A 16,047-nucleotide genomic window follows, 5' to 3' on the forward strand; every position below is an offset into this window, starting at 1 on the left:
CCATATTTAGCTCTCTTGCCGCTCTGCGCAGCCTCTAGGCATTATGCCAATGCAGGCCACTAGCTTCTTTAGGATTAGCAAAGCAGCTTATCTCTCCAATGATAGCACCCGCGCCAAAGGCTACCACTTCACGCATGCCCATCAGAGGTATGAGTTTTAAAAGCTCTGGATCTTCAAGAACCTCAGCAGCCATGCTCGCTTTAAGTTTTTTTCTGCACGCTTCGGCTTCCATAAACTGGTTAAAGAAGTCTTGGAGTAAAAGCTTTTGCATCGGTTGCCAGTTTCTTACTTTAAGAGCTCGGTCTCTTTGGCTAGTTTGTGTCAGTCGACATCCTTTGGCCAGGCGGACGCAGTAGTCACTTAAGAGGCTGCGAATATGGTTAGATTGACGCGATGAGTTCTTAACAGCTTTACAATATGCGTAAAAGATGTCTCGGCGAGTTCGGATTTTCTCATCAGGCTTCCATACACTATGAACCATACCACTTAGGTAGACACCTGCGAGTTTGATTGCACTGATCTTATCATTGCTACACTAGCTCTTAGGTATCTGACCAGATCATTTTTTCTGTAGATGCTTTTCACTCCACGTCACTGCGACGTTGAATACAAAATGAGAACTGAAGACTATATAGATGCATTGTTTACTTTAATACCTGGATTAACCTAGTCATTTGGGCAGGACGATCCATCTTGCTTGGATTATGGAGCAGTAGGTGGCCGAGAATACCTTGTAAGATAGACTCTTTGAGTTATAGACCTGAAGATTGTGCCAAGTCTTCAATAAACCGATTTCCGAGGTTATATAGAATATTTGCATCCTACTCTTGTGAAGTAGATGGGCGTGTCATCAACTCGTCTAGAATTGCATTTTCAGATATTATTTTTTAGAAGTTAAGTATAAGCAATGCAGTTTATAGAAAAAGTCGAGCGGCATCCTCAAACCTCATACAATCCTGATAACCCCTTACTATCGTGTCTTGTAGCTGGTCGAACATGAGAGGCGATAATAGCTAGTGTATTTGGATTTATATTAGTAGCCTTTTTATAGGTATTGTTTATTAGGAAAATATAATGGAACAATCTAGTCGATGCTCACGCTCTCAGCCGCCAGCTGGAGCTGCTCCTTCTTAAGAGATTGCGCTCCTCACCCCGCTCTGGCACAGTCTCTTAACCTGAGGGGATTCAGATCAACTTGGACATTGGAGAGAAAAAATATTGAGTATGAAATCTATCACTAAAATCCTTACCCTGTGCTTAGGCTTGTTTCTGCCCATAGTGATCGAAGCCGAAGTAACTGTAATGGGAAAAGTCCAATCACCAACTTGCTCCCTAGACGAAGAAGCCCTTGAGGAACGTAAAAACACCATCCTAAAGCAGATCAAAGACAAAACGGACCAAGTCGAAAGAATGAAAGAGGGATACAGATTAAGGTTCCCTAGAAGTGAAGAGAATATCAAGCTAACTACCTCCATCATCTTGCTGGAATCTCAGTGCTGCCCATTTTTAAATTTCCATATTACAGCCCTCGCTGGTTCGGATGACATCCAGTTTACGATCACGGCACCTCCCGATGCTCAACATCTCATCGATGAACTCTTCGTTTTAAACGAAAAATCCTCTAACAAGCTGCTTCAATCAACCTCGGCCAACGCCGAAGCCGACTGAGCTAATCGTTAGCAGTAATGAAACCAATCGTATTAATAGCGATCACAACACGTTTTTGTTCCTTATACCTTTTATGTCTAGCTATAAGCACAGGAATAAAACTCAATAATATCTATACAAATTATTCACTTAAACAAACATTTGGAGAAATAACAGAATGACAAGAAGTCGAATGCACTTCATACGCACAGCTCAGAAAAAAGCTAACGAGTGGTTTCATGGATTCTGGACCTTCTTTTTATCTCCTTTGTATTTCAAGGTCAACAAGTTGAACAACAGTCTAGAATAAAGATGATTAGAATATTTCAGCATGGTGACCATATTGAAATAGCCGAAATTTTTTTTAGGGCTATTCATGAAATTGGTTCAGAGGCCTACAATAAAGAGCAATGTTTAGCTTGGTCTGATAGAATCCCAGATTATGAACATTGGAAAAGCCGCTGCGAATTAAAAAAGCCATTCGTTTCAACTGAAAAGAGGGAAATCACTGGCTTCCTAGAGTTAGATTCCAATGGTCATATCGACTGTGCATATATTAAACCAGAGTTTAAGAGAAGGGGGATTATGACCAAGCTCGTTGAACACGCTATTCAGACATGCTTTGAAAACAAATTGGACAAAGTAGTTGTGGAGGCATCAATCTGTGCAAAACCTTTATTTGAGAAACTAGGTTTTACTGTGATGGAGGATTGCTTGGTAGATATCAAAGGAGTTAAATTAAGAAATTACAAAATGGAATTTCTCAAAAAGCACCCAGCCAAATTCAGTCGAGCAAATACACCTTGCTTATGAGCCTGGCTCTTCGTTAATTCCAGGTTCTTGCTAAATTTCTTGCCACATCATCCTCTCTGTCATTACGCCTGGCCGCCACCAAGCGGCTTTTATAAGAAGATGCATCAAATCCCTAAGCTGATCAGACTTACTACTAGGATCAAGTATCAGCATATTGCCATTCTCAATAGGTGCTCAGACCAGACGAAAGAAATCATGATTTCACGCAGTATAGCTACAGGTTGATTGAAGATGGTGTCTGCAATCTATTGGTAATAGTAAAACTAGAGATAGACTAGGTGAAGGCAGCCAACCAGTCTCGTCCTAACGCCCTAGCATCACTCAAAGGATCTTGCGTTAAAAAATTACTTTCCACAAAATTCCACCATGGACTTTAAGAATGGAAAACCTCTAAAGTATCTCCGTGAAACACTAGCCTATAAAGCTACCGTTCCCGTTTTTAAAGGAATTCCCATCATCCTTTTTCTCTTAAGATCGGTTATAATCCTAACACTAAACCTCCCGTCTCCATATATAGGCCTGAAGATGAAAAAGAAAATAATTTTTGAGTATTTACTACTGACCTTTCTAGCCTCCGCTAGCGAGATCATATATAGCCTGGTAAAGTTCTAGTTACGAGTGGCTCAATCCAGCACCCATAAGACACCTTTGAACATAGCTATGTAATCCCTCGGGTATGGAAGTCACCCACTTTGATTCTTCATGATGACTATCCAGCTTAGGCTCGAACTCTGCATTTATTGGATAGAGAAAAAAACAGCTGTTTATACTGTGAACTGGAATACCTTCAGGCCCATCGTGAAAGATTGTTTCCGTTGTATAGATAATCGGACCGACATGACAATCAATACCAACCTCTTCTTTGGCCTTGCGACAAGCGGTCTCTTTCATCATTTCCCCTTTTAATACTCGACCGCCCGGCACCCACCATTCGCCCTTTGCTGGAGAATCTTTACGCCTCACCAAAAGGACAGCGCCCCGTGCGACGATAGCTACATCCACACAGGCAATGGGCATGTTTGTTAATATCTGATAGTATAACGACTGAGGGATGAGTGAATGGGACACTTTTTCTCCTGATTTTTACTACATCTCATTAGTTCGACATTGCTTGAGCTTTTTTAAGCTCGGTATAAGGTCCAACAAAGAGCTGATGATACCATCTGCCAGCTTGCTCACTTCCTCCGTAGGCGGCAATAAATCAGGCACCATCACTACCACTGCGCCCGATGCGTGGCCCGCCCTAACACCTGGATGCGAGTCTTCTAAAACAAGGCATTTCTCGGGCTTAACCCCTAAATTTTCAGCTGCTTTTAAATAAATATCAGGGAAAGGCTTTCCTTGTTCCACTTGGTCGCCAGCTACTACCTGCTCTACTTTTGCCAACAGGCCTGTTGCCTTTAACTTTTCAAGTGCCTTAGCACGGTGCGTAGAGGTAGCTATTGCGCTGGGAATATTAATCTCATGAAGGATTTCAAAGACTTCGGAGACGCCTTTCATCACCGGTATTCCCTTCTCTTTCACTTCTCGATCATAATGTTGATAAAAAGCTTTTTCATATTCACTATAGGGAAAGTCTGGAGCTATTATCTCCTGAAACCTTTTCTTTGCATCCTTACCATTCCGACCAATTAGACCAAGAGAAAATGCCTGATCTAGCTCATAGCCAAAGCAAGCTGCTGCCCTTCGAGATGCTCTCTGGCTCATGCTTTCCGTATCCAACAACAATCCGTCCATGTCAAAAAGCACGGCCTCAATCTTTTCTATTTTCTTTTGCCACATTTTTCTAATCAATTTATAGAAGCTCTTTTGGAAATAGCTAGCAGTGGCTGTTCAAAAATTTGCCATATCCCCTAGCTATTTCACCTTGCCAAATCAGCACATATCTCCAACTATAAGCTTGAGAATGATCTATTTTACTTTGCAGCCACTTAGGGTCGCCATTGATACCTCGATTCTCAACGGAACGGCAAAAAAGATTTTGAAAGGATGCTCAACTTTAAAAGGGCTTCAAGAAACATTGGGATATGAAGATCAAACTTCAATGCCAGAGGAAATTATTAAAGGATTTCAGCCTCAGAAAAATAACAGAGATTTTGTTGACATCGTTCTGAATAACCAGAAACGCTCTAGTATGCGAGCCAAGCGTATTGCCAAAGGGTTTCCCGACTTCCAAAACCGTCTAGGCATTCGAGGATGGGTCCAGAAGACTTTTTTTGATAAGTCGGAGCTCTCACTCAATATCGAGTATGAGGCAATCGAATGGATCCATCAGTCGCTTCGGTTCAATTTGCTCGTTAGCCTACATGACATGCTTATTGGCACGGTTGCTTCAGGGGAGCCTAGGGAAGTCGATTTTTCGGAGATATCCAGCTACCCTAACCCTATATCTGAAATGTTAACAAATCATGACAGGGGCAGGGCCCAACGCATCACCCAAGCACTCAGCTCACCTCTGGACAAAGTTTCGCCAGAGGTGCTTGTGGACGATTTTGCAGGTTACGTGATCTACCAAAGATCCAGGGGGTTTGCCTACTATTATTCTGAAAATGAGTAAAACTGCCTCAGGATTTAGGCGCAATATCTTTTCTTAATTCTTCGAAGTCAGATGACTCACATTTAAGAACAAACCCCTCGGTACAGGACTTTAAACGCTCCCAGTCTTTTCTTAAATCCTCTGCTTCCTGAGTTGTGATCTTACCATCTTCAGCTGCCTTTGCGACCACCATTAACATATCGGCAAAATTCTGCACGACTTGGTTGGTTGCAGAAGAGAGATTCGTATCTAGCTCTATAGCCTTTGGGTCCTTTAAAAAAAAACCACCCGCTTGGTTGCAGAGCCATTCGATTATGCGCCTTTCTTTTGTGTAGCGGATTAGTAAAGCAACCCGATCCAAGGGGTTCCTACTCCCACTCTGATCTTCCCCATAAGGCTCCGACCATTTATAGACTAATGACAGCGAGACACCAATCGCGTTTGATATCTCCTTGGGATTCTTCTTTTTAAAAACCTCTCGAAATACTTCCCAAGACTGCATTCAAGCATTCTCTTTGGATTCTAAATTAAATAAAGCATAATTAGCTTGAAAACTTTTCTAAGGAATCTTGACGTGAAACATAGCTCTTTTGGGTGCTGGGTATCCTTCTATTGTCTTGCTTCTATCATGTGAATCTAGGAAATCTGGTAGTGATTCAAAGCGCATCCACTTAGTAGAGCGCTGCTCTGCTTGGGTAGTGTTAGTGACATCCAACAAGACAATCTCCTTCATACCTACCCGCTTGAGCCAACGCTCTAATTCAAGACAGGAGGGAATGAACCAGACATTGCGCATTTTGGCGTACCTACCTCCTGGCACCAGAACCTCTCCAGCTTTTCCATCTATGACTAGCGTCTCTAGAATTAATTCACCTCCATCTCGCAAGCAGCTTCTCAATTTAATAAGATGGTCAAATGGCGACCTTTGATGATAGAGCACACCCATAGAGAAAACGGTGTCAAATGCCGTAACATTCTCTAGAACATCTTCGAACCCAATGGGCAAGACCCAGAATCGTTTTGCATCTTCTGGAGAAGCAAAACGTTTAGCAACCTGGCACTGCATCACATATAGCAAGTAGGGATCAATGCCTACCACATATTCAGCACCTTCACCCAACATCCTCCATCCATAATACCCATTCCCTGACCCCACGTCTAAAACGCGCTTGCCTGCTAATGATATTCTCTTTGTTTTCAAGCGATCCCATTTAACATAAGAGCGCCATTCAGTATCTATTTCGACACCTCCTATTTCAAAGGGCCCTTTTCGCCAGGGATGAAAGCTTTGTAATTGATCCGTTAGGATCTTCCTATTTGGCAAATCTAAAACATTACCTAGCTTGACAACATCTGAGGAAAGCGAGCGTGTCTTGGCAGACGCTGAGGGCATTTTAGCTAATTGATCCAACCAAATAGATAGATGCCCATTTTTCTGAGTGTCAAAGGCTTCCTTGAGTTTAAAGGTTAGTTTATCTACCCAAGAGCTAAGAGCCTTATCTCTTTCAAATACCTGGTAAAAGTTTTGATAGAAATCTTCCGGCATGCACAAAACAAATTAGCGCTCAAGAACTACCCACCCAACTTTCTGCAGAGCTTGACATCAGGTTCAGATACTAATAATCCATCCAATTGCTTAAAGCCATTTTGAATATGCGACTTTTGTAAGTGCTCATCTAAATCCTGCATAGATTCCCATTCTTCTACAAAGCTGAATTGTGCTTCATTGCCTGCACTTACCCACAACTCATACCGTATACAACCTTTATCTTGCGCGTGGGTGGGCCCAATGAATCCCTCTAAAATCTCTTGAACTTTGTTAGCTTTTCCGGGCAAAGCCTCAGCACATGCAATGACATAAACTTTGGAATTCTCCATAACTTATGTTATATGGCAAATGACTCTTTAGACAAGAAAGAGAATTCACCATAAAACTAATATAAGGAAAAAGTATGAAATCATTAAAAGCATTAGTCGTTACGGGCTTAGCGCTCTTTGCACTTAGCTCTCAAATAACCCTGCAAGCACATTGCCAAGTACCCTGTGGTATCTATGGCGACCCTACTCGCTTTGAAATACTCAAAGAACATGTTAAAACCATCAAGAAGGCAATGACTGAAATTGAAAATAGCTCTACCAATAAAAACCAAGTAGCACGCTGGGTTCTAAACAAAGAAGAGCACGCAAGTAAAATCATTGATGAGGCAGGTAACTACTTTTTGGCTCAACGAATCAAGTTTGATCAAAAAGACTATGAGGAAAGTTTGAAACTTTTGCATCAAATGATTGTTCACTCCATGAAGTGCAAGCAAACCACTGATCCCACAAATGCTGACAAGCTAGAAAAAGTCATCCTAGACTTTGAAAAGCTTTACAATACCAAATAGATTCAACTGCTTTTCATAATTTTCTCAAAAAGGCTCTTCCCATAGATGAGGAGCCTTTTTTATGGAATAAATACACGTCACAAGCATCTAACTTCGTATTGTGAATAGAACTATAAATATTAGATGCATTATCACTCTGCTACTAATGTCTATATCTGCACAAACTGCGCAAGCGACCTTCCTTTTTGAAAGCACCGATAAGCAAAGCACTCTCCTAGAACTCTATACTTCGGAGGGGTGCAGTAGCTGCCCTCCTGCCGAAAAATGGCTCAACTCCTTGCAATCACATCCCGAGCTTTGGAAGTCTTTTGTTCCTATAGCTTTCCATGTAAATTACTGGGACTATCTTGGCTGGAAAGACCAGTTTGCTGACCCTAACTATACGAAACGCCAAAAGGAATATTCACGCGCCTGGAAATCGCAGTCTGTTTACACACCAGGCTTCGTTAATAATGGAATGGAGTACAGGCATTGGTTTCAGACTAAGAAGCTGCCCCATCCATCAAACAAAAATGTAGGGCAACTTAGGTTAGAAAGCTCTGAAAAGGGCTATGTCAGCATATTGTTTACTCCAGCATCGCCAGCAAAAGGACTATTTTCAGCCCAATTGTCATTATTAGGTTTTGATCTATCCTCTCAAGTAACACGAGGGGAAAACAGTGGCAAAAATCTTAAGCATCAGTTCGTAGCACTCTCATTGAATAAGGTTGCTCTCACAACAAATAATAATCGTGCTTGGACTGGACAAGTGCCCTTTCCTAAAAATAAATTCAAATCTGAGAAAACAGCCATGGTTGCTTGGGTCCATAGAGAAGGGGCGCTAACACCCATACAAGCTACAGGAGGCTGGTTAAACTAATGTTTAAAATTAATGAATAAATTAACACAATATTTCGCAATAGTTCTTTTGCTAGGATTTCTAAATACCTCGATCCAGTCTAAAACAGAAAGTGCAACTTTTGGTGCAGGATGTTTCTGGTGCGTTGAAGCAATCTATGAAAGCTATGACGGTGTCATTGAAGCAGTATCTGGCTACACAGGAGGAAGTGCATCTAACGCCACTTATAAAAAAGTAAGCAGCAAGCAAACCGAGCATATTGAGGTGGTTAGAGTCACATTCGACCCAAGTAAAATATCTTATGAAAAGCTACTCGACCTTTTTTGGGAAATACATGACCCTACCAACCCTAACGGAGTATGGCCAGATTTTGGGAAACCCTATCGATCTAGTCTCTTCTATGAAAATGACTCTCAGAAGGATATTATTGAAAAATCCAAACAGAGGCTGACCGCGTCCGGAGTTTATAAAAAGCCAATTGCAACACTTATCCGTCCTCTAGAAAAATTTTATCCAGCCGAAGACTACCATCAGAATTTTGTCAAACGGAACCCGAATCAAAGGTACGTTAAAAATATAGCTCTTAAAAAATTAAAGAAGCACGGCTCTAAATAAAACAAGCGTTTCCAGCTTTTCATATCGGCTTGTAACTCCCCATCCGCTCAGCAGCGAAAACCCCCGCGAACATTGCTTTCGCTATCTGAGTAAATCGCATTAGTAAGGAATTTAAACTTTATCTTAGCTCGTGCTTACTGTAGTATTAGTTTTTGTTATTAAACTAATAACCTCATAAGAACTACAATATGAAGTGTGATTTATGAAAAAAATTTACTCTACCACTACTAGAAGCACGCGACGGGACTTTCTTAAAAAATCGGCAATCTACGGCACTTTTAGTATATTACCTAGTTATCTTGCTCTGGGAAATAAGTCGGGTAAGCTCCCCGCTAGTGAACGCGTAAACGTAGCTTTTGTAGGAATTGCCAATCGGGGTAAAACCAATCTTGGGGGCTGCAAGAAAACAGGCCTTGCCAACTGTGTAGCACTCTGCGACATAGATATTCATAGCGAAGAGGCTAAAGAACAGACTACTAAATTCCCAGACGCCAAGACGTTTACGGATTGGAGAAAAATGTTCGATGAGATGGGCGACGAGATTGATGCCGTAGTCATTAGCACCCCTGACCACTCGCACTTTTCAGTAACTATGCAGGCCATGGACCTGGGTAAACACGTTTATTGTGAAAAGCCACTCGCGCACACCTTTGGTCAATGTGAAAGACTCATTGCTAAAGCAGAGAAAACCGGTGTTGCCACCCAGATGGGCAACCAAGGCCACTCGGGTGGCAATTACTTCCAATTTAAGCTATGGTCAGAAAAGCGAATCATCAAAGATGTTACCAAGATAACGGCTCATATGAATAGCAAGCGTCGCTGGCACAGCTGGAAAAACATCTCAGCATATCCAGAGCAATCAGTTAAAGAGGGCGTTGACTGGGATCTTTGGCTTGACTCTGCACCAGAGCATCCTTACAGCGACAAGCTTCATCCTGGAGACTGGAGAAGTTGGTATGACTACGGAAGCGGAGCCTTCGGAGACTGGGGACCCCATATATTAGATACCTGTCACCGATTCTTAGAGCTTGGATATCCCACCAAAATAAAAGCTGTCAAACGTGATACGACCAGCAGCCTTATTTACCCTGTTGCCAGCACGATTCAATTTGACTTCGCCCCTCGTAATAACATGCCTGCCTGCCATGTAACTTGGTACGATGGACAGGGTAATTTTCCTGAGGTTGAAGAGGAACTAGGTAGACTCAATTCAGATGGCATAAGACAACCAGTTAATTTGAGCAAGCCTGGTAAGATCATCTATGGAAAAGCAACTGATGGCTCTGATCTCGTTTTCCAAGGCGGCTCACACGCTAAAACTTTACGCATCATTCCCGATGAGAAGCTAAAAGAATTAGCAGCTACTCTTCCTAAGATCGCAACTAAACAATCAGGACACTATAAAAACTTCCTACTAGGCTGTAAAGGAGAAGAGGAGCCCCGTTCTCCATTTGCAGTGGGAGGCACGCTAACTCAAGTATTCAACCTAGGTATTCTAGCCCAACGTTTTGGAGGTGAAATTCAATTTGACCCGAGCACCAAGCAAATCACCAATCATCCAGAAGCTAATACACTTCTTGACCCCGAGCCACGCAAAGGATGGGAGCAATACTACAAGGTATAAAAATTTCCATTTCGATTGATTATGTCATTACTCAAACACTATGAAACGAACAAAAGAGCCTGATGACCCGAATAAACATATCGTTTAGAATTTAAACAAAAAAAACTGGCACTTCTCTCAATTAAAAAGAAGTTTTTTTGATGATCTGAAAACTAAGCATTCCTCGCCCGATATCAGGAGAGGGGGACTAGATTTAGCCCGGATTATCTAATAGAAATTGAACGAGATGCGTTAAAGCTTGAGCCAGAAGGAAAAGAGAGTCGACGAAGATGTATCAAAGGGTGATACCTCTAGGAGGCTCTATGTTTCTTGGGGCCAAGATCTTGTGCAGATCTTTAGGTCTTTGCTGCATCATCCGGGTTTAAGGTAGAAGACCTCGCTAGGTTTCGTAGGAGGAGGGAACACTTGATATTCAACCTAATTATATGTTACTTACAAATATAGAGCTTATAAAAAAATAATTAATCACACTTCCAACAATCAAAATCTTATGTTAATCTATAAATATGTCTACTTCTTCTAAAATCAATATTTTTAGGTTAAGCACGCCTTTAGTAGTATCTATTCTATTTCATGGGCTACTGTTTGTGCTAATTGGGGGAACTATCATTTTCGAAAAGCAGCTTACTCAGACCTTTTTCGAACCTGCCAACATTACACCTTCAGTCCAAGAAGACACCTTGATAGAGGATGAGCTTGTGTTGGAAGAACCTCAAGAAGTCGCCTTGGACTTGCCTACCGAAGAGCTAGAGGTTGAGGAGGTAAGCTCTGCCGCACCAGACTTTTCTGCGCTTGCTGAAACAATTACCTCTACTGCAACGATCGATACGGGATTTAATACTTCTTTTTCGGAGGATGCAGTATTCGAAATTAATGCAGTACCCACCTCGAAGCTGGAAGCCGGAACTGGGGTAGGCAAAGGATTAGGTAAGGTAGCTTCTAAAGTTAATTTCTTTGGCCTGCAATCTGAAGGCGGGGATATTGCTTTCGTTATCGACCTATCTCTGTCCATGAAGCATAGAGGAAGGACTGAAAAACTAAAGGAGCAGCTGACGAAAGCCATTCGTGGAATGGGTGAAGGAACCCGCCTTTCGATTATTTGTTTTGCAGGACCGGTGTGGAACTTTGGTGAAAAACCTCCACCAAAGAAGCAGAATCCGCCTAAGCCTAGGTGGATCGAAATAACCAGCGACTCAAAGCCTCAAATAATTTCAGAGATCAAGGGTCTTTCACACAAGGATCTAGTTCTTGGGACAAATTGGACCAGGGGGGTAGTTCAAGCAAAAAGGCTTTCTCAAAAGCCAAGCGCGGTTTTTTTCATGACCGACGGAAATTTACAAGGTTCATTACCTGATTTTAAAAAAGAATCTAAAAGTTGGGCGGCTGGAGGCTTCCCCATCAACACCATAGTGCTAGGTGCCAAAGATGTTAACAAAAGCCCAGATATTAAAGCTCTAAAAGAAGTCGCATCAACTTCAAAGGGCTCATTCAAAATTGTAGACTAGTAAATATACCAGTCATACTGGCTTAAGCTGGTTGTTTAGACCTGCTAAAGGGAAAGTAGTTTTTAGCATTATTGTAGCAGATATCTTGGACCATTGCCCCTACAAGTTTCATATCATTGGGTATCAGACCATCTTCTATATCTTGTCCAAGAATATTACAAAGAATTCTTCTAAAATACTCATGACGTGAAAAAGACAGGAAAGAACGACTATCTGTAAGCATACCAATAAAGCGACTAAGTAAGCTCAGCTGCGAAATTGCCTCCAGATTTCTCTGCATTCCATCTTTCTGGTCTTGAAACCACCAACCACTACCAAGCTGAATTTTACCCGGAATGGAACCATCCTGAAAATTACCTATCATCGTAGCAAGCATCTCAGTATCTCCCGGATGGTGATTATATAAAATAGTCCTCCCAAGCAGTTTCTCGGTGTTCAAAACATCCAAGTGCTTGGAAAGAGCCTCTGCATAGTTTCCTTCCCCAATGGAATCAAAACCTGCATCTGGTCCAAGCTGTTTAAACATGCTTGAATTATTATTTCTCATGGGGCCAATATGTAGCTGTCGCACCCAATCTTTTTGTCCGTCCATGCGAGCTAGGTCTAAAAGTAATGCTGTTTGGAAGATCTGAACCTCCTGTTCAGATGGAACCCTACCCTCCCTTACCCTTTCAAAGATACCACTCACCTCTTCTATAGAGTAAGGAACAAAATAAAACTGGCTTAAACCATAATCCGAAACTCGGCACCCTTGCTCATGAAAAAACTCATGCCTTTTTTGCAATGCCCTGAGCAACTCAGCATAACTATTAATAGAAAGGCCCGAGACTACTTCTAGTTTTTGCATATAGGCATTATAACTTTCTGGATCTCTAATATGTAGATTCTTATCAGGTCGCCAGGCGGGAAAAACTTTAAAACCAGGATCAGATTCTGTAGCCATTTTCTGGTGGAAGCGCAAATCGTCAATAGGATCATCGGTCGTACAGAGTATTTCTACCTTTTGCATGCTCATGCAATCTCTAGCAGTTAACCCATTGCTAAGCTTAGCTTCTGTTTCAGACCAAATTTGATCAGATGTTGACTCACTGAGAAGCTCTTCAATCCCAAAAAAACGCTTCAATTCTAATTGGCTCCAATGATAAATCGGATTTCGCAGGAGTTTAGGCATGGTAGCGGCAAAATGGTCAAACTTTTCGCGGTCGGAGCACTTGCCCGTGCAGTATCTCTCTGCAACTCCATTCGTTCGCATAGCCCTCCATTTATAGTGATCCCCATACAACCAAACTTGTGTCATATTATCCCAGCTTTTATTTTCCGCTATCTCCCTGGGAGAGAGGTGGTTATGATAGTCAATAATTGGCATCTCCTCAGCATAGTCGTGGTAGAGTATGCATGATGACCTGCTTTTAAGCATGAAGTTATCATTAATAAAAACTGAACTCATTCCTCACTTACTAACACAATCTTCGCTATCAATCCCAGTTTATTTATCAAGCGCAAGCCTTGTTTTCATTATTATGAGGCTTTGTTAAAAAAAATTCAAAAGATGACTAAAGCCCATGGGATCTTAGTCGAATTATTTAACTACAGTTTTAACCGCGAATTGCTCATGAAGAGCTAACAAAGGAAGCACGGATGCTAGATAATCAACGCAACTCACCAAGTCAGTCAGAACCACCAACCGAACAATCGCTTCGCTTCCACCTTTCCAAACAGCGCGGAACACCTTTCTCCGACCAGGAATGGGTCAGGGCCAAGCACGGCATGCTCTTGCTTGATTATTCACAGGACCACAACAACCCGAAAAGATATAAAATCAGTAAGAAATACGCCAACGAGACCAACCAACCAATGCCATTAAATAATGCCACAATGTTTGGTCCTGGCCCATCCAAGTCGAGGTCTAAAAAGACCACTCCTCACAATACCAAGATGGAATTCATCTATTACTTCGCCATTGCGGCTATACTATTTTGCAGCAATACACTTCTACCACCAGAGATGGCTGCATTAGCCTCAACTGGATTTATTTTAGGCCTAATTGGAATCGCAGGCATCTACTGCTTTCGCCTCATTCGTAATTCATAAAACCGCTAACTTCTCTCAGAGAATACCTACCTCAATCTTTTTGTTAGGGAATGGACACAGATGCCGAATTGGCATTAGTATAAGTAATGTAATGATTATGGGGTTAACATATATTGGATGCTATGATGGATAGAACTAGAGGTGTCACAATCGCTATTTTAGGAATAGCATTGGTGTCTTGTTCAAAGAACGAGACAAATAAAGTTTCTAGCACTCAAGATCCAATGCTCCAAGTAGAAACAGTTGAGGAGCCTCAATCTATGGCCTCCGCTGAAGAGCTCGTAGTGCCTAAGGTGCCTGAAGTCATTATTGACCCGAAAGTAGAGGCTCTCACTAAGTATCTAGAAGAAAGCCTACCTTCTCTAACAAACGCTAGCACACTTGCTCAAATACAGGACTTCTATAAAACTAATAGTCACGAATTGGCTTGGTCCTTAGAAGAGCAACAACTCTCCGTATACCCACCTACTGAAGGACTTTTCCGGGCCATAAGATCTTCCAGCACTCATGGACTCAACCCAGAGAGATATGACTCAGAGCTACTAGAGGCCAACTTACATAGCCTCCTGAAGACTAATCCCGCCGAACGCACTGCCCAACAACTCGCAGAGAACGACGTTTTGTTAACCCTTATTCTTCACACCTTTATTAAAGACCTGCGGTATGGTCATGTTAACCCCTACAGAGCGATCGGTCAAAAGTGGAACAGGCACTCACGCAAAGTAGCATTGCATGATCACATCAATCTCATTCTCAAACTCCAAACTAGCTCAGAAATTGAAAAGGCCATTCTATCCCTTGCGCCACATTGCTCAGCCTACCTTGAATTACGCAATCAATTAGCCACCTATCAAAAGATTGTAAATCAAAGAGCATGGGAAGCCATTCCTAGGCCTTCTGATCGAGCTGACTGGACTATAGAGCCAGGTCAGCGATTCTCTAAACTACCTCTATTGAAAAAGCGCTTGCGGGCAACGGGGGAATACCGCCATTCAAGAGAAAAATCTGAAGACCCGACATCTACTAGATACAAAGGAGAAATAGTAGAAGCGGTCAAAAAATTTCAGCAACGTCATAGTCTTTATGTAGACGGCATTCTAGGGCCCAATACGCTTCGCGAACTCAATGTCCCCGCAGAAAAACGCATCGAACAAATTTTAGTCAATCTGGAACGCATACGCTGGATGCCTAGAGAATTAGGGAATCGCTATATTATGGTTAACGTACCGGAATTCACACTTCGCGCCTATGATCAAGGCCAGCAAGTCGAGAATATGAGGGTAGTGGTGGGCAGCATGAAAAAAAGGACCACCACACCTGTCATTCATAAGCCCATGAAGCACATCATCTTTCGCCCTTATTGGAATGTTCCATTTAGCATTTCTCGCGATGAACTCATACCCGCTGCTGAAGCCAATGAAAATTACCTTGCTCACTACCATTACGAAATCATCTGTAATGAAGATCAAAGAGTCATAGAAGATCTCGAAGCAGGCCTTGAGCTCGTAAAAACTAATGGGGCATACATCCGCCAAAAGTCAGGCAGCTTCAATGCTCTAGGGCATGTGAAATTTATTTTTCCAAATGATTATTCCGTTTACATGCACGACACCAATGAAACGCGATACTTTGACTATACTCAACGCGATTTCAGCCACGGTTGCATAAGACTCCACCGCCCTGATGACCTAGCAGTTTATGCCCTTGGCAGCGTAAGAAATTGGGACAAAGAAAAAATACACTCTATGATGTACGGAGAAAAACGAAAGTATGTGCCCCTTAAAAAACCTATAGAAGTTTACATCTACTACATGACTGCCTTTTATGCTGATGAAGAAAGGGAATTTCGTTTCTGCCATGATATCTATGAACATGACTCCAGAGTGCTCCACATTATCCAAAAGAAGGAGCACCTGGCCTTAAAACTGGCTTCTACGCAATAGTATTATCATTAAGTGATCAACCTTCTTCTATCGGGCTTTGCCCTCTGC

General features: G+C 42.0%; 17 protein-coding genes. 10 read left to right on the top strand and 7 right to left on the bottom strand.

What is annotated here, in order from left to right:
• Positions 1-34 precede the first annotated feature (34 nt).
• Positions 35-481 carry a hypothetical protein gene (locus AAGA18_03715; GenBank protein MEM9444437.1) on the bottom strand — a complete coding sequence of 149 codons (447 nt, stop codon included), beginning with the start codon at positions 479-481 and terminating at the stop codon, positions 35-37.
• Between the two features lie 743 nt (positions 482-1,224).
• Between AAGA18_03715 and AAGA18_03720 the strand changes: the two genes are divergently transcribed.
• Positions 1,225-1,668: a hypothetical protein gene (locus AAGA18_03720; GenBank protein ID MEM9444438.1), complete on the top strand. Its 444-nt coding sequence runs from the start codon at positions 1,225-1,227 to the stop codon at positions 1,666-1,668.
• 291 nt (positions 1,669-1,959) lie between these two features.
• Positions 1,960-2,460: a GNAT family N-acetyltransferase gene (locus tag AAGA18_03725; protein ID MEM9444439.1), complete on the top strand. Its 501-nt coding sequence runs from the start codon at positions 1,960-1,962 to the stop codon at positions 2,458-2,460.
• A 612-nt stretch (positions 2,461-3,072) separates the two neighbouring features.
• Here AAGA18_03725 and AAGA18_03730 read toward each other — a convergent pair.
• Positions 3,073-3,528 (bottom strand): NUDIX domain-containing protein, encoded by a 456-nt coding sequence (locus AAGA18_03730; protein ID MEM9444440.1) that lies wholly within the window; start codon positions 3,526-3,528, stop codon positions 3,073-3,075.
• 18 nt (positions 3,529-3,546) lie between these two features.
• Positions 3,547-4,242: an HAD family phosphatase gene (locus AAGA18_03735; GenBank protein ID MEM9444441.1), complete on the bottom strand. Its 696-nt coding sequence runs from the start codon at positions 4,240-4,242 to the stop codon at positions 3,547-3,549.
• Positions 4,243-4,366: 124 nt separating this feature from the next.
• Here AAGA18_03735 and AAGA18_03740 point away from each other — a divergent pair, with 124 nt between their 5' ends.
• Entirely contained in the window at positions 4,367-5,017 is a 651-nt protein-coding gene (locus AAGA18_03740) for a hypothetical protein (GenBank protein ID MEM9444442.1), read from the top strand.
• Between the two features lie 7 nt (positions 5,018-5,024).
• Here AAGA18_03740 and AAGA18_03745 read toward each other — a convergent pair whose 3' ends face one another.
• From AAGA18_03745 to AAGA18_03755, 3 genes are read right to left on the bottom strand one after another with little or no spacing between them, the layout of a single operon-like run.
• The gene (locus tag AAGA18_03745) at positions 5,025-5,498 is read right to left on the bottom strand and encodes a phage regulatory CII family protein (GenBank protein MEM9444443.1); all 474 of its coding nucleotides are present in this window, start codon (positions 5,496-5,498) and stop codon (positions 5,025-5,027) included.
• A 57-nt stretch (positions 5,499-5,555) separates the two neighbouring features.
• On the bottom strand, positions 5,556-6,542 hold the full coding sequence (cmoB, locus tag AAGA18_03750) for a tRNA 5-methoxyuridine(34)/uridine 5-oxyacetic acid(34) synthase CmoB (GenBank protein ID MEM9444444.1): 987 nt from the start codon (positions 6,540-6,542) through the stop codon (positions 5,556-5,558).
• A 26-nt stretch (positions 6,543-6,568) separates the two neighbouring features.
• Complete coding sequence (locus AAGA18_03755) at positions 6,569-6,874, bottom strand: putative quinol monooxygenase (GenBank protein MEM9444445.1); 306 nt, start codon at positions 6,872-6,874, stop codon at positions 6,569-6,571.
• Positions 6,875-6,948: 74 nt separating this feature from the next.
• Between AAGA18_03755 and AAGA18_03760 the strand changes: the two genes are divergently transcribed.
• The 5 genes from AAGA18_03760 (at position 6,949) to AAGA18_03780 (ending at position 11,965) form a co-directional block, all read left to right on the top strand.
• The gene (locus AAGA18_03760) at positions 6,949-7,383 is read left to right on the top strand and encodes a superoxide dismutase [Ni] (protein ID MEM9444446.1); all 435 of its coding nucleotides are present in this window, start codon (positions 6,949-6,951) and stop codon (positions 7,381-7,383) included.
• 145 nt (positions 7,384-7,528) lie between these two features.
• On the top strand, positions 7,529-8,242 hold the full coding sequence (locus tag AAGA18_03765; protein MEM9444447.1) for a DUF1223 domain-containing protein: 714 nt from the start codon (positions 7,529-7,531) through the stop codon (positions 8,240-8,242).
• A 12-nt stretch (positions 8,243-8,254) separates the two neighbouring features.
• Positions 8,255-8,836 carry a peptide-methionine (S)-S-oxide reductase MsrA gene (gene msrA / locus AAGA18_03770; protein MEM9444448.1) on the top strand — a complete coding sequence of 194 codons (582 nt, stop codon included), beginning with the start codon at positions 8,255-8,257 and terminating at the stop codon, positions 8,834-8,836.
• Positions 8,837-9,038: 202 nt separating this feature from the next.
• Positions 9,039-10,460: a Gfo/Idh/MocA family oxidoreductase gene (locus AAGA18_03775; protein MEM9444449.1), complete on the top strand. Its 1,422-nt coding sequence runs from the start codon at positions 9,039-9,041 to the stop codon at positions 10,458-10,460.
• A gap of 506 nt (positions 10,461-10,966) precedes the next feature.
• Positions 10,967-11,965 (top strand): vWA domain-containing protein, encoded by a 999-nt coding sequence (locus AAGA18_03780; GenBank protein MEM9444450.1) that lies wholly within the window; start codon positions 10,967-10,969, stop codon positions 11,963-11,965.
• Between the two features lie 22 nt (positions 11,966-11,987).
• Here AAGA18_03780 and uxaC read toward each other — a convergent pair whose 3' ends face one another.
• Positions 11,988-13,412, bottom strand: coding sequence for a glucuronate isomerase (uxaC, locus tag AAGA18_03785; GenBank protein MEM9444451.1), 1,425 nt, complete (start codon positions 13,410-13,412; stop codon positions 11,988-11,990).
• Between the two features lie 191 nt (positions 13,413-13,603).
• Between uxaC and AAGA18_03790 the strand changes: the two genes are divergently transcribed.
• The gene (locus tag AAGA18_03790; GenBank protein MEM9444452.1) at positions 13,604-14,056 is read left to right on the top strand and encodes a hypothetical protein; all 453 of its coding nucleotides are present in this window, start codon (positions 13,604-13,606) and stop codon (positions 14,054-14,056) included.
• A gap of 122 nt (positions 14,057-14,178) precedes the next feature.
• Positions 14,179-15,999: a L,D-transpeptidase family protein gene (locus AAGA18_03795; protein MEM9444453.1), complete on the top strand. Its 1,821-nt coding sequence runs from the start codon at positions 14,179-14,181 to the stop codon at positions 15,997-15,999.
• The last annotated feature ends 48 nt before the right edge of the window (positions 16,000-16,047 follow it).

It is taken from the genome of Verrucomicrobiota bacterium (assembly GCA_039192515.1).
In the GTDB taxonomy this organism is placed as follows: Bacteria; Verrucomicrobiota; Verrucomicrobiia; order Methylacidiphilales; family JBCCWR01; genus JBCCWR01.